Below are 12,853 nucleotides of genomic sequence, written 5' to 3'. Positions count from 1 at the left end.
TGCGCGCGGCTTAAGGGGGTGACCAAGGGCTGGGTCGTAGGTCTGGACGGGGTGCGGGGACAACATGAGTGGCTCTTCGCAAAACGACGGGAAAGACGGTCCACCTGAGGAGACCTCCGAGGCGGATCTGTCGGAACGGCGGGACCGGCTAAACCGGATGCTGGAGGGGCAGCGCGCGGCGGAAGATGCCGAACGTGCTTCCCGCAAAAGCGATACGTCCGGCTACGCCCAGGCGGTGAAACACTCTTCGGAGTTCATTGCGGGGATCGTGGCCGGCGGCGGTATTGGCTGGCTCTGCGACCAATGGCTGGGGACATCGCCTTTCGGGCTGATCGTCTTCTTGCTTATCGGGTTCTTGGCGGGCGTTCTGAACGTCTTGAGAGCAGCGGGCGAGATTTCCCAGCCCGGCACGCGGATCAAGCGTGACGATACGCAAGACGACGGAAAAAAATGAGTTTTCGCGTGCTATACGCGCCCTGAAATGTTCTGAGCGAAGAAGGCTGACCGGTGGCGAACGATCCGATCCATCAGTTCCAAATCCAGAAACTCTTTCCGATTGAAGTCGGGGGTATGGATTTCTCATTCACCAACTCTTCGCTGTTCATGGTCCTGACCGTAGCAGCGGCATCCGCCTTCCTGATCTTCTCCACCAGCGGCCGCGGCCTGGTGCCGAACCGGGTGCAGTCGTTGTCCGAGATGGCTTACGAGTTCGTCGCGGGAATGCTGCGAAGTTCCGCGGGAACGGAAGGCATGCGCTTCTTCCCGCTGGTATTCTCGCTGTTCATGTTCGTCCTTGTGGCCAACCTTATCGGCATGTTCCCGTATTTCTTTACGGTCACCAGCCACATCATCGTCACCTTCGCGCTCGCCATGCTGGTCATCCTCACGGTGACCATCTACGGCTTGATGCGCCATGGCCTGAAGTTCTTTCACCTCTTCGCGCCGGCCGGCGTTCCGCCGCTTCTGCTGCTGATCGTTGCGCCGATCGAGGTCGTGTCCTTCCTGTCCCGTCCGATCAGCCTTTCCGTTCGTCTGTTCGCGAACATGCTGGCCGGTCACATCACCTTGAAGGTTTTCGCCGGGTTTGTCGTCAGCATGGGTGCCGCAGGCGCTCTCGGCGCAGCCGGTGCAATTCTTCCGCTCGGTATGACGGTCGCGCTGACCGCGCTGGAGTTCCTCGTCGCCTTCCTGCAGGCCTACGTATTCACGGTCCTGACCTGCATGTATCTCAACGACGCTCTTCACCCGTCACACTAGGCAATCCCCTTCTTGCGGCGGCCTGAAGCTGCTGCTTGGAAAAATCTGAAATCTGCAAAACACTATTAGGAGCACGTGTCATGGAAGCAGAAGCAGCAAAATACATCGGCGCTGGTATCGCATGCCTCGGCATGGGTGGCGCAGCTATCGCACTCGGCACCATCTTCGGTAACTACCTGAACGGCGCTCTGCGCAACCCGACAGCTGCTGACGGTCAGTTCGGCCGTCTGGTGTTCGGCTTCGCCGTTACCGAAGCTCTGGGCATCTTCTCCCTGCTTATCGCTCTTCTCCTGCTCTTCGCCGTCTAAGTCTCTCATTCCCAGAGATATCTGACGCGACTCCGGGGGCGGCGGCACCGCCGCCCAACCGGATTTTGGAGATAGGACATGGCAAGCAACGCCGAAAACACGAACACGGAACTTCATATTCCGTCGGAAGAACACGGCGCTGGGTTTCCGCCCTTCGACGCGACCACCTATTCTTCACAGATCCTGTGGCTGGCCATTACCTTCGGCTTCTTCTACTGGATCATGAAGAACGTGGCTGTGCCCCGGATTGCCGGTATCCTGGAAGACCGCAAGGACCGCATCGCCGGTGATCTTTCCGAGGCCAACCGCCTCAAGGAAGAAACCGACGCAGCGATCGCGGCCTATGAACAGGCTCTGGCCGAAGCCCGAAACAAGGCGCATGGCATCGCCCATGACACGCGAGCCAAGCTGAAGGCCGATCAGGAAGCTCGCCGCGAAAAGGCGGAAGCCGAGCTGAGCGAGAAGCTGAAAGCCGCAGAAGCGCATATTACCGGGATCAAGAACGAGGCCCTGTCCCAGATTGGCGACATTGCCGGAGAAACCACCTCAGCGCTCGTCGAGAAGCTGATTGGCAAGGCTCCGACCAAGACCGATCTGACCAAGGCGCTCAAGACGGCTATGAACTGAGGAGATCATCATGGACGCTACTTTTTGGGCCCTGATCGGTCTCATCCTGTTCTTTGCCCTGATCGCCTACGTCAAGGTCCCGGGCAAGATCGGCAGTGCTCTGGACAGCCGTGCCGATTCCATCCGCAAGGATCTGGAAGAAGCACGCCGGATGCGTGAAGAAGCCCAAGCGCTCCTGTCGGAATACCAGCGCAAGCGCCACGCGGCCGAAGCTGAGGCCGAGGCCATCATCGCCGAAGCAAACACGGAAGCCGAACGCCTGACGCTGGAAACCAACCAGGCGCTGGAAGAGATGATGGCCCGGCGTTCGAAGGCCGCGGAAGAAAAGATCGCCCAGGCCGAAACCCAGGCGATCGCCGAAGTCCGCGCCAAGGCTGCCGACGTCGCGGTTGCCGCGGCAGAACAGATCCTCTCTGCCAAGGTCAAGGACAAGGTCGCCGACGACATTCTTTCCAAGAGCATTGCTCAAGTGAAAGAACGGCTGAACTGACCCGGTTCTCACAATAACTTTTCGAAAAGCGGCCTTTCAGGGCCGCTTTTTTGTTGGCAGGAGAAACCCGGGAGAGGGCAGGGCGCGAGGTGCAGGGCGGAGCCTGTCTCGGATTGCTCAGAAGCGACGGGTTATAGGCGGCCGCCTAATCCGGGACTCCCGCAGCCAGCCTCACCGGCCTGAACGACATGCGGTGATACTGGGACGGTCCCAGCCTGTCGAGCGCCGTCTGGTGCTGCGGCACGCCGTAGCCCTTGTGCTGCGCGAGATCCGTAGCCGGGGACAAGCTTTTCCAGTGCCACCATCATCCGGTCCCGCGTGACCTTGGCGACGATCGAGGCGGCGGCGACGCACAGGCATCGGCCGTCTCCCTTGACGAGCGCCTGGCCCGGCTGCTTCAGACCCGCAGGAACATCCCGCCCGTCGACCAGCACATAGTCCGGGATCCTGACCAGCCCGTTGACCGCCCGGACCATGGACGCAAGCGTCGCGCCGCGAATGTTCAGCCTGTCGATCGTGGCGGGAGAGGCGCTGGCGACGGAGACGTGGCCGCTGAGCAGAATTTTCTCATAGAGGTCTTCGCGTCTTTCTTGCGTGAGCAGCTTGGAGTCGTTCAGTCCTTCGGGGATGCGGTCGTAATCCAGGATCACCGCCGCCGCGACCACGGGACCGGCCCAGGGGCCCCGCCCGGCCTCGTCCACACCGCACAAGAGGCCCTTGAAACCGGCCGCGTGGTCGCGTTCCAGCGCAGGGTCAGGGCTATCGGGAAAGGCAAGGTCGAAGAGGGAAAGACTGTCGGCCATGGGCCGCACCCTGCCGTTGACGGCCCGTTTCCGCAAGCAGGATCTTCAAAAAAGGGACAGTTGCACACCACCTTTTTGCGGCTGGATGAAGTCGTCCGTGTTCAGTTTTTTGCGGCGCAGGTTGAGACCGAACCGTTTGGCTGCAAGGGAAAACCGTTTGGAGATCTGGTCGGCGTAAGGTCCCCGGCCGCGCATCCGTTCTCCCCATTTGGCGTCATAATCCTTGCCGCCGCGCATCGCGCGGATCAGGTTCATCACATGGCGGTATTGCCCCGGGCGTTCGCGCAGCAGCCAGTCGCGGAAAAGTTCGGAAACTTCCAGCGGCAACCGCAGCAGGATGTAGGCGGCCTCCGTCGCCCCGTGCTCGGCCGCGGTTTCCAGCAGTCTCTCGATCTCGCTGTCCGTCAGGGCGGGAATGACCGGCGCCATCATGACGGACGTCGGGATGCCGGCCGCCGACAGGGCTCGGACCGCGCCGAGGCGCTTGTGCGGCGCGGAGGCCCGGGGCTCCATTGCCCGGCATAGTTTGGTGTCGAGAGTGGTGATCGACAAGGCGACCTTGACGAGGTTGCGCTCGGCCATGCGCGACAGGATGTCGATGTCCCGGGTGATCAGCGCGGACTTGGTCACGATCGCCACGGGATGGGCGCAGTTTTCCAGCACCTCCAGGATCTCCCGCATCAATGTGTAGCGGCGCTCCAGCGGTTGATAGGGATCGGTGTTGGTGCCGATGGCAATCGCGCGCGGGACATAGCCCGGCCTGGAAAGTTCCCGCTCCAGGAGTTCGGCGGCATTCGGCTTGGCGAACAGCCGCGTTTCGAAATCGAGGCCCGGGGACAGCCCCATATAGGCGTGGCTCGGCCGTGCAAAGCAATAGATGCAGCCGTGCTCGCAGCCTCTGTAAGGGTTTATCGAGCGGTCGAAGGAAATGTCGGGCGACTCGTTGCGCGTGATGATCGTGCGCGCGCGCTCCTCCTGTACCGTCGTCTTGAGTGGCGGCAGGTCTTCCAGGCTGTCCCAGCCGTCATCGAAGCTTTCACGGCCAAGCGGCTCGAACCGGCCGCTCTTGTTGAGAGCCGCGCCGCGGCCGCGCCTGCGGTCCTCGGCCAGGCGGCGAGGGGCCTGCTCGAGGTCCTGGATGTCCGGAACTGCGCCGGGAGATCGTGTTGCGCCACTCATGAGAGCCTGTCGCGAGATGAGGAATAGAACATAACAGGAACACTAGCTCATCCCCGCGCTTTAACAAGCCCCCTGGCTCGCACTTCCGAATTATTTCATGTAAAACTCCGGAACATGATCAGTGTCATTATTCCGACAAGAAACTCAGAAACCGGCCTGGTGCACGCGTTGGCGGCCCTGGTGCCGGCTGCGGCCGAAGGCGTGGTCCGCGAAGTGATCGTCGTGGATGGAGGATCTTCAGACCACACCGAACAGGTCGCAGACGCGGCCGGCTGCGAATGGGTGAGCATGGATGCGCCGCGAAGCGTAAGGCTTGCCCATGGGGCGTCGCTGGCAAGGCGGGGCGAATGGCTGCTGTTCCTGCAGCCCGACTCGCTGCTGGAAGCGGGCTGGCATCATGAAGCCCAGGCCTTTATCGAGCGGGCGATGAGAGCGCCAAACGGTCCCCGGACAGCGGCCAGCTTCCGGATGCGTCATGAGGCCTTCGGCCTGAGCGCCAGGGTGAGCGAATCCGTCGCCGCCCTCCGGTCCCAGCTCCTCGGCATGCCCTACGGCAATCAGGGGCTCCTGATCTCCCGTCAGTTCTACCAGGTCGTCGGCGGCCACCGGCCGTTGCCGGAACTGGAAGACCTCGACATCGCCAAGCGCATCGGCCGGAGCAGGATAGTCTTCTTGCGGGCGGCGGCGGTTTCCAGCGGTGCACCGGAGCGCGAGGGACGCGTATCCCGCCTGCGCCAGTCGCTCGCCCGCTTTTGCGTCGGCACCCTGCGCCTTCCGGCAAGGCTGGCGGTCAAGCTTCACGGGTAGCCGGCTGGGGCCATACCCTAAAGCTTTCTCACCATCCGGACCGAGGGAAATACGACCCCGCCCGGCAGCTCGATCGGGAAGTCTTCCACCGACTCAAACCCGCAGGCGGCATAAAAGCTCTCGCCGTTGAGAGTCGAGTAGCAGTTGAGCTCAGCAAGGCCGGCCTTCGAGGCCTCTTCGATACATTGCGCCATCAGTGTCCGGCCAATGCCCTTGCGGGCAAAATCCGGGTCGGTGGCGAAATGACGGATATTGCCGTTGGTGGCGGTTTCATTGCGTCCGGTGGGAGAATGTCTGGTCCAGCCGCCGGCTCCGACAATTCGCCCGTCGCCGGTTTCGGCCACATAGTAGCTGCCGCAGCTCAGAAGGTCGGGGCGCGCGGTGGTGATCAGCGGCAGGGCTTTTTCCAGGACCTGCGCCTCATAAGCCGTGCGGAGCAGTTCGGAGTAGCTCTTCAGGAGCAGGCCGGAGACCGCGTCGCTGTCTTCCGGAGCGCTGGCACGGACGATAAAAGTCATCGCTTCAGGCTTCCCGCAGCTTGCCGCGTTTGAGGTGCTCGTCGAGCCGCGGCATGATCTCGACGAAATTGCACGGCATATGCCGGTAGTCGAGCTGCCACTTCAGGATGCCGTCCCAGGCGTCCTTGCAGGCGCCGGGCGATCCCGGAAGCACGAAGATATAGGTTGCTCCCGCCACACCACCGGTTGCCCGGGACTGGATCGTCGAAGTGCCGATCTTGTCGTAGGAAATGCGGTGGAATACTTCGGAAAACCCATCCATCCGCTTTTCGAACAGGGGCTCCATCGCTTCCGGCGTGACGTCCCTGCCGGTAAAGCCGGTGCCGCCGGTGGAGATGATGACATCCACGCCTTTGTCCGCGATCCAGGCTCTTGCGATCTCCTGGATCGCCGGAATGTCATCCGTGACGATCTTCCGGTCCGCGAGTATATGTCCGGCCTTTTCGATCCGGTCGGCAAGCGTGTTGCCGGACCTGTCTTCGGCCGGCGTCCTGGTGTCGGAAACCGTCAGAACGGCGATGTTCAGCGGGACGAAGGGGCGGGATTCATCAAGGCGGGACATGGATATCTCCTCTGTCCTCAACAGATAGGCGATTGTGAGCTGAGGTTCCAGAGCCCGATTGACACGCGCTTGCGACAAAACGCGCGAAACAAAATTACAAAAAATAACAAGTTCGAGACACTTGCAATACAGTTAGGTCAGTATTATTGACTTAAATAACCTGAACCCGAATGCCAAGAGCCTCTCATGACCGCCTGGGACAGCCTGTATGCCAAGCGCGCCGGTAGGATGCGCGCTTCGGAAATCCGTGAACTTCTGAAGCTGCTGGACCAGCCGGACGTGATTTCCTTTGCCGGCGGCATTCCTGACGCCACGCTGTTCCCGGCGGAGGCCTTCCAGAAGGCCTATGCGGATATCCTGGGCGGCGAGGAGGCCGGCAAGGCCCTGCAATATGGCGTCAGTGAAGGCAGCCTGCGGCTGCGGCGCTGGATCGTCGCGCACATGCAGGATCTGGGTGTCGCTTGCGGACCGGAAAACATCCTGGTCACGTCCGGCTCCCAGCAGGCACTGGATTATATCGGCAAGCTGTTTCTGTCCGCCGGGGACACGGCCCTCGTCCAATCGCCGACTTATCTCGGCGCCCTTCAGGCCTTCAATGCCTATGAACCCGCTTTCGACAGGCTCGGGGCAGGGACAAACTTCGCGGCCTCTGAATATACGGCCCGGGCGGCCGAGGCCGGCGGCAGTGTAAAGTTCGCCTATCTGTCGCCGGATTTTGCCAATCCGACGGGCCTGACCCTTGATCTGGAGGAGCGGCTGCAGGTTCTGTCGCTGGCCGGGGAATTGTCATGTGCGGTGGTCGAGGATGCGCCCTATCAAAGCCTGCGCTACGACGGCGACCCCGTCCCCTCCTTGCTGGCGCTTGATTGCGACGCGTCCGGCGGCATCGAGAGCGCGCGGACGCTTTATTGCGGCAGCTTTTCCAAGTCCCTGTCGCCAGGGCTGAGGCTCGGCTGGATCTGCGCGGCCAGCGAAGTGATCTCCAGACTGGTGCTGATCAAACAGGCGAGTGATCTCAACACGCCCGTCCTCAATCAGGAAGCCATGGCGCGCGTCGCCGAGAGCGTCTACGAAACCCACACCGCCAGCACCAATGCGGTCTACAAGGCGCGCCGGGATGCCATGCTGGCGGCCCTGGAGAGGCATATGCCGCAAGGCACGCGCTGGACGAAGCCGGGCGGCGGCATGTTCATCTGGGTCGAGCTGCCTGACGGGATGGACGGCGCCGCGCTGCTGGCGAGGTCGGTCGAGATGGCGCGGGTCGCCTTTGTTCCGGGAAGCGCCTTCCATCCGGACGGCAGGGGGGCGAACACGATGCGCCTCAGCTTCTCCTGCGCCGATCCGGACAGGATCGAGACAGGTATCGCGCGTCTGGGGAAGGTCATTGCCCAGGCGGTGACATCCGCGCAGCATTCGGCGGCCTGAAGGCACCGGTAAGGGAAAACGGGCTCATGGCGCTGACTGATAGGATAGACTATTACTGCGAGCGGATAGCACCGGAGTTCTGGTCCGAGCCGCTCAATGCCGTCACCAACGCCACCTTCCTGGTTGCGGCCTTGCTGGCCTATCTGATGTGGCGCAGGAAAACACCGGATGATACTGCCGGACTTCTTCTGATCGGCATCGTCTTTGCCACCGGGCTGGGCTCCTTCCTGTTCCACACCTTCGCGACCAGGTGGGCGATGCTCGCGGACGTCATTCCGATCGCGCTCTTCATCCACGTCTATCTGTTCTTCGCGCTGAAGCGTTTCCTTGCAATGCCCTGGTGGGCCGCGCTCGCCGTCGTGATCGGCTTCTTTGCCGCATCCCCGCCGGCAGCAGGGCTCATCGCGCCGCTGATCGGGTCCTCGGCAGGCTACGTTCCGGCCCTGCTGGCGATTTTCGTGGTGGGCGCGCTGTTTTGCCGGCGCGACGCCAAGCTCGGAATGCAGGTTCTTCAGACGGGCGTCGTCTTCGCGATTTCACTGAGTTTCCGGATAATGGATGAGCCGCTCTGCGGGCAATGGGAAATCGGCACGCATTTCCTGTGGCATATCCTCAACAGCATCGTACTGTTTGCATTAATGCGGGTTCTCATTTTACATCGCGCCGGGTAAGAGCATCAGCCATTAGTATAAGTCGTCGAGATAACTCAGAAATCCGCATGTTTCTCAAAGGCTCCGGCCGAAGCAGTGCGGATCGGGAAAACATCCAGGGAAGCAAGGCAGGGGACAGCGACCGTCATGAGCGACAGCAAGAATACCGAAAGCGATCTGACTGAAGCAGCCCTGTTCTATCATGAACAACCGCGGCCCGGGAAACTGGAGATCCAGGCGACCAAACCGCTCGGCAACCAGCGCGACCTGGCGCTTGCCTATTCGCCCGGTGTGGCGGCTCCCTGTCTTGCAATCGCCGAGGACCCGGCAAAGGCCGCCAACTACACCTCACGCGGCAACCTGGTCGCGGTGATATCCAACGGCACGGCTGTTCTCGGCCTGGGCAATATCGGTCCCCTTGCATCCAAACCCGTGATGGAGGGCAAGGCCGTCCTCTTCAAGAAATTCGCCGGCATCGATGTCTTCGACATCGAAGTTGCCGAATATGATGTCGATCAGTTCGTTCACGCCGTGTCGGTTCTCGAGCCGACCTTCGGCGGCATCAATCTGGAAGACATCAAGGCACCGGAATGCTTCATGATCGAAAGGAAGCTCCGGGAGAAAATGAACATCCCGGTCTTCCATGACGACCAGCACGGCACGGCGATCATCGTCGGTGCCGCGGTCCGCAACGGCCTGGATCTCGCCGGCAAGAAGATCGAAGACGCCAGGATCGTCGCCTCCGGCGCCGGCGCGGCCGCGCTCGCCTGCCTGAACATGCTGGTCTCCCTCGGCGCCAGGCGGGAGAACATCTGGGTCACCGACATCGAAGGCGTCGTCTATGAGGGCCGTGAAACGCTCATGGATGAATGGAAGGCGGCCTTCGCGCAAAAGACCGACAAGCGGACGCTGGACGAGGTGATCGACGGCGCCGACGTCTTCCTCGGCCTGTCGGCCGCCGGCGTACTGAAGCCGCACATGGTCGAAAAGATGGGCAAGGGACCGCTGATCCTCGCGCTGGCCAACCCGAACCCGGAAATCATGCCGGAAGCGGCCAAGGCCGTGCGTGATGACGTGGTCATGTGTACCGGCCGCTCCGACTATCCGAACCAGGTCAACAACGTCCTGTGCTTCCCCTACATCTTCCGCGGCGCGCTGGATGTGGGCGCGACCACCATCAACGAGGAGATGAAGCGTGCGGCGGTCGAGGCGATTGCAGGCCTTGCGCGCGAGGAGCCGTCCGACGTGGCGGCCCGGGCCTATGGCGGCAGGACGGAGACGTTCGGGCCGAATTACCTGATCCCGTCGCCCTTCGACCAGCGTCTCATCCTGCGTATCGCTCCGGCCGTCGCCAGGGCGGCGATGGCCACTGGCGTTGCGACCCGGCCGATCGAGGATTTCGACGCCTACATGGATCGGCTGAACCGCTTCGTGTTCCGCTCCGGCCTGATCATGAAGCCGATCATCCAGAACGCCAGCAAGGATCCCAAGCGGATCATCTATGCCGAAGGCGAGGACGAGCGCGTGCTCAGGGCGGCGCAGGTGCTGCTGGAGGACAAGATCGCCAAGCCGATCCTCGTCGGGCGCCCGGACGTTCTCAAGACGCGCTGCGAGCGCTTCGGCCTCAGGATCCGTCCGGATGTGGACTTCGAATTCATCAATCCGCTGGAAGATCCGCGCTACCGCGAATATGTCGACGAATATTTCGAGTGTGTCGGCCGCAAGGGCATGCCGCCCAATGCCGCGCGAACCGTGGTGCGCACCAATTCGACGGTGATTTCCGCACTCGCCGTGCGGCGCGGCGATGCGGATGCCGTCATTTGCGGTCTGGAAGGCCGCTTCATCCGCCATCTGCGCGATATCAAGCAGGTGATCGGCGTCAGGGAAAATGTCCGCGATCTGTCGGCAATGTCGCTGCTGATCAACAGCCAGCAAGGGGCGGTCTTCCTGTCCGACACCTTTGTCACGGAAGATCCGACGGCGGAGGAAATCTCGGAAATGGCGCATCTGGCAGCGGATGAAATCCGCCGCTTCGGCATCGAGCCGAAGATCGCCTTGCTGTCCCTGTCGAATTTCGGCTCCCGCGACACCGCCTCCTCACGCAAGATGCGTGAGGCTCTGGAGCTGATCTGGAAGCGCTATCCGGATCTGGAAGCAGATGGCGAAATGCACGGCGACTCGGCCTTGAGCGTCGCCTTGCGCGAACGTGTGATGCCGACCAGCAAGCTGACCGGCGAGGCCAACCTGCTGCTCTTCCCCAACCTGGACGCGGCCAATATCGCCCACAATCTTCTGAAAGTGGCGACCCAGGCGCTCCATGTCGGCCCGATTCTGCTGGGTGCGGCCAGACCTGCGCATATCCTGACGCCGTCCGTCACCTCGCGCGGGGTGGTCAACATGTCGGCCCTGGCCTGTGTCGAGGCGCAGACCTGGTCGGCCGACTGATTTCCTTGCCGGCTGGGTCAAATCGCGCATTCAATCGATCGGTGCGGACCGGTAGAACCGGTCTGCGATCGAATTTCGGAAAACCCGGGACAGTGACTGATGAGCGATGTGAAGCCGCCAGAGGAGTGCGTGAGCAAGGCCGACATCCGCACCGCCATTGACGCCATCGACGAAGAACTCCTCAAGATCTTCGCCCGCCGCCAGGGCTATGTGCGCCGCATGGCGCAGCTGAAACAGCACCCGGATGAAGCCTTCGACCACGAGCGCATCGAAACGATGGTGGCACTGATCAGGGCACGTGCCGAAGAGCTTGGCCTTGAGGGCGATCAGGCCGAACACGTGTGGCGCACGCTGATCGACTGGAACGTGACTTACGAAAAACGCGCGATTTCGCTTCGGCTTGAAACGCGGGATCGGGCCGGACGGCACGGCTGACGCATTTTTTGCGCAAGTTCTTCTGTACTGTCCGCTCAAGGCTCCTAGGTAGAATGGCAGCAGTGCCCGACGTCCCGGTATGGAGCCATCATGACTTTCAAGACGCTATTCGTTTCCTTATTCGCCGCTTCCGTGTCGGCCTTCGGATTTTCCGGGACGGCGGCCGGGCAGTCTTCCATCGACCTTGAGACGGTCGCGAGCGACTTGTCCTATCCCTGGAGCGTCGCCTTCCTGCCGGACGGCGGGTATCTGGTTACCGAACGGGACGGGGCGTTGAAGCACGTCTCGCAAGACGGCGAGCAGAGCGTGGTCGAGGGAACGCCTGACGTCTTTGCGCAAGGGCAGGGCGGTCTCCTGGATGTGGTGCTCAGCCCGGACTTCGAAAACGACAGAACGGTCTACTTGACCTTCTCGCAGGGCTCGCCGGAAGGGGCCGGTACGTCGCTCTTCAAGGCGACCCTCGCCGAGGGTGACGGGGGGCTCCGGCTCGAGAACGGCGAAACCATTTTTGCGGCCAACAATAAATCCTATGGCGGCCGTCATTTCGGCTCCCGCCTGGCCTTCGCACCGGACGGCACACTGTTCATGACAGTCGGCGAGCGGGGGAGAGCGAGCGTGCGCAGGACCCCGCGGACCACGCCGGTTCGGTCCTGCACCTGACTGCCGAGGGAGAGCCGGCACCGGGCAATCCCTTCATCGGCCAGCCCGGTCACCAGCCGGAGATCTGGTCGACAGGCCACAGAAATCCGCAAAGCGCGGCCATCCATCCGGACACGGGCAAACTGTGGACCGTCGAGCATGGCGCCAAAGGGGGAGATGAAGTCAACATTCCGGAAGCCGGCAAGAACTACGGCTGGCCGGTTATTTCCTACGGCCGCCACTATTCCGGCGGCCAGATCGGCGAGGGCACGTCCAAGCCGGGGATGGAGCAGCCGATCCATTACTGGGATCCGTCCATCGCCCCGTCCGGCATGGCCTTCGTGACCTCCGACACCTATCCGGACTGGCAGGGCGATCTTCTGGTCGGCGCGCTGGTGGGGCAGCATCTGGCGAAGCTTGATCTCGACGGCCGTGACGTCGTCGGCGAGGAAAAACTCCTGACGGGACTGGGTGAACGTATCCGGGACGTGCGCCAGGGACCGGACGGCTTCATCTATGTTCTGACCGATGACGACCCGGGACGCCTCATCCGGCTGGTGCCGCAATGAGGCGACGGGCACCTGCCCAAATGCGGATGGTCCACAAGGACCGCTTGACATTCGGACCAAGGCCGACGATATAGCAGTCTGCAGTCGGTGCCGCGTGAGCACACAGCGCGCCTAAAGAATTGAAAGTGAACGCTTTCAC

Annotated in this window: 14 protein-coding genes and 1 pseudogene; 11 read left to right on the top strand and 4 right to left on the bottom strand. The window is 62.0% G+C overall.

The window, feature by feature from the left end:
* Window positions 1–64: 64 nt before the first annotated feature.
* From ON753_RS15620 to ON753_RS15600, 5 genes are all read left to right on the top strand, one after another.
* Window positions 65–454, top strand: coding sequence for an AtpZ/AtpI family protein (locus ON753_RS15620; protein WP_265963545.1), 390 nt, complete (start codon window positions 65–67; stop codon window positions 452–454).
* Between the two features lie 53 nt (window positions 455–507).
* Window positions 508–1,257, top strand: a complete 750-nt coding sequence (locus ON753_RS15615) for a F0F1 ATP synthase subunit A (RefSeq protein ID WP_265963544.1) — start codon at window positions 508–510, stop codon at window positions 1,255–1,257.
* Window positions 1,258–1,337: 80 nt separating this feature from the next.
* On the top strand, window positions 1,338–1,565 hold the full coding sequence (locus ON753_RS15610; RefSeq protein WP_008191441.1) for a F0F1 ATP synthase subunit C: 228 nt from the start codon (window positions 1,338–1,340) through the stop codon (window positions 1,563–1,565).
* 78 nt (window positions 1,566–1,643) lie between these two features.
* Window positions 1,644–2,192: a F0F1 ATP synthase subunit B gene (locus ON753_RS15605; RefSeq protein WP_265963543.1), complete on the top strand. Its 549-nt coding sequence runs from the start codon at window positions 1,644–1,646 to the stop codon at window positions 2,190–2,192.
* A 4-nt stretch (window positions 2,193–2,196) separates the two neighbouring features.
* The gene (locus ON753_RS15600; RefSeq protein ID WP_265967171.1) at window positions 2,197–2,682 is read left to right on the top strand and encodes a F0F1 ATP synthase subunit B family protein; all 486 of its coding nucleotides are present in this window, start codon (window positions 2,197–2,199) and stop codon (window positions 2,680–2,682) included.
* A gap of 131 nt (window positions 2,683–2,813) precedes the next feature.
* Here the strand turns inward: ON753_RS15600 and ON753_RS15595 are convergent, their stop codons facing one another.
* Together ON753_RS15595 and ON753_RS15590 are read right to left on the bottom strand one after the other, a co-directional pair.
* Window positions 2,814–3,485, bottom strand: a complete 672-nt coding sequence (locus tag ON753_RS15595) for a ribonuclease HII (RefSeq protein WP_265963542.1) — start codon at window positions 3,483–3,485, stop codon at window positions 2,814–2,816.
* 45 nt (window positions 3,486–3,530) lie between these two features.
* Window positions 3,531–4,664: a PA0069 family radical SAM protein gene (locus ON753_RS15590; protein WP_265963541.1), complete on the bottom strand. Its 1,134-nt coding sequence runs from the start codon at window positions 4,662–4,664 to the stop codon at window positions 3,531–3,533.
* A 114-nt stretch (window positions 4,665–4,778) separates the two neighbouring features.
* Here ON753_RS15590 and ON753_RS15585 point away from each other — a divergent pair, with 114 nt between their 5' ends.
* Window positions 4,779–5,471, top strand: coding sequence for a glycosyltransferase (locus ON753_RS15585; protein ID WP_265963540.1), 693 nt, complete (start codon window positions 4,779–4,781; stop codon window positions 5,469–5,471).
* 17 nt (window positions 5,472–5,488) lie between these two features.
* Here the strand turns inward: ON753_RS15585 and ON753_RS15580 are convergent, their stop codons facing one another.
* Together ON753_RS15580 and moaB are read right to left on the bottom strand one after the other, a co-directional pair.
* Window positions 5,489–5,989: a GNAT family N-acetyltransferase gene (locus ON753_RS15580; protein WP_265963539.1), complete on the bottom strand. Its 501-nt coding sequence runs from the start codon at window positions 5,987–5,989 to the stop codon at window positions 5,489–5,491.
* A 4-nt stretch (window positions 5,990–5,993) separates the two neighbouring features.
* Complete coding sequence (gene moaB / locus ON753_RS15575; RefSeq protein WP_265963538.1) at window positions 5,994–6,551, bottom strand: molybdenum cofactor biosynthesis protein B; 558 nt, start codon at window positions 6,549–6,551, stop codon at window positions 5,994–5,996.
* A gap of 186 nt (window positions 6,552–6,737) precedes the next feature.
* Between moaB and ON753_RS15570 the strand changes: the two genes are divergently transcribed.
* The 5 genes and pseudogenes from ON753_RS15570 (at window position 6,738) to ON753_RS26825 (ending at window position 12,714) form a co-directional block, all read left to right on the top strand.
* Complete coding sequence (locus ON753_RS15570) at window positions 6,738–7,976, top strand: aminotransferase-like domain-containing protein (protein ID WP_265963537.1); 1,239 nt, start codon at window positions 6,738–6,740, stop codon at window positions 7,974–7,976.
* Between the two features lie 26 nt (window positions 7,977–8,002).
* Window positions 8,003–8,647: a hypothetical protein gene (locus ON753_RS15565; protein WP_265963536.1), complete on the top strand. Its 645-nt coding sequence runs from the start codon at window positions 8,003–8,005 to the stop codon at window positions 8,645–8,647.
* Between the two features lie 126 nt (window positions 8,648–8,773).
* Window positions 8,774–11,071, top strand: a complete 2,298-nt coding sequence (locus ON753_RS15560; protein WP_265963535.1) for an NADP-dependent malic enzyme — start codon at window positions 8,774–8,776, stop codon at window positions 11,069–11,071.
* Window positions 11,072–11,170: 99 nt separating this feature from the next.
* Entirely contained in the window at window positions 11,171–11,506 is a 336-nt protein-coding gene (locus ON753_RS15555) for a chorismate mutase (protein WP_265963534.1), read from the top strand.
* A 90-nt stretch (window positions 11,507–11,596) separates the two neighbouring features.
* Window positions 11,597–12,714: pseudogene (locus tag ON753_RS26825) on the top strand (PQQ-dependent sugar dehydrogenase).
* The last annotated feature ends 139 nt before the right edge of the window (window positions 12,715–12,853 follow it).

The sequence above is a fragment of the Roseibium salinum genome, assembly GCF_026240905.1.
In the GTDB taxonomy this organism is placed as follows: domain Bacteria; phylum Pseudomonadota; class Alphaproteobacteria; order Rhizobiales; family Stappiaceae; genus Roseibium; species Roseibium salinum.
The sequence above is the reverse complement of the archived record's forward strand: the minus strand, read 5'-3'. Positions and strand labels throughout refer to the sequence as shown.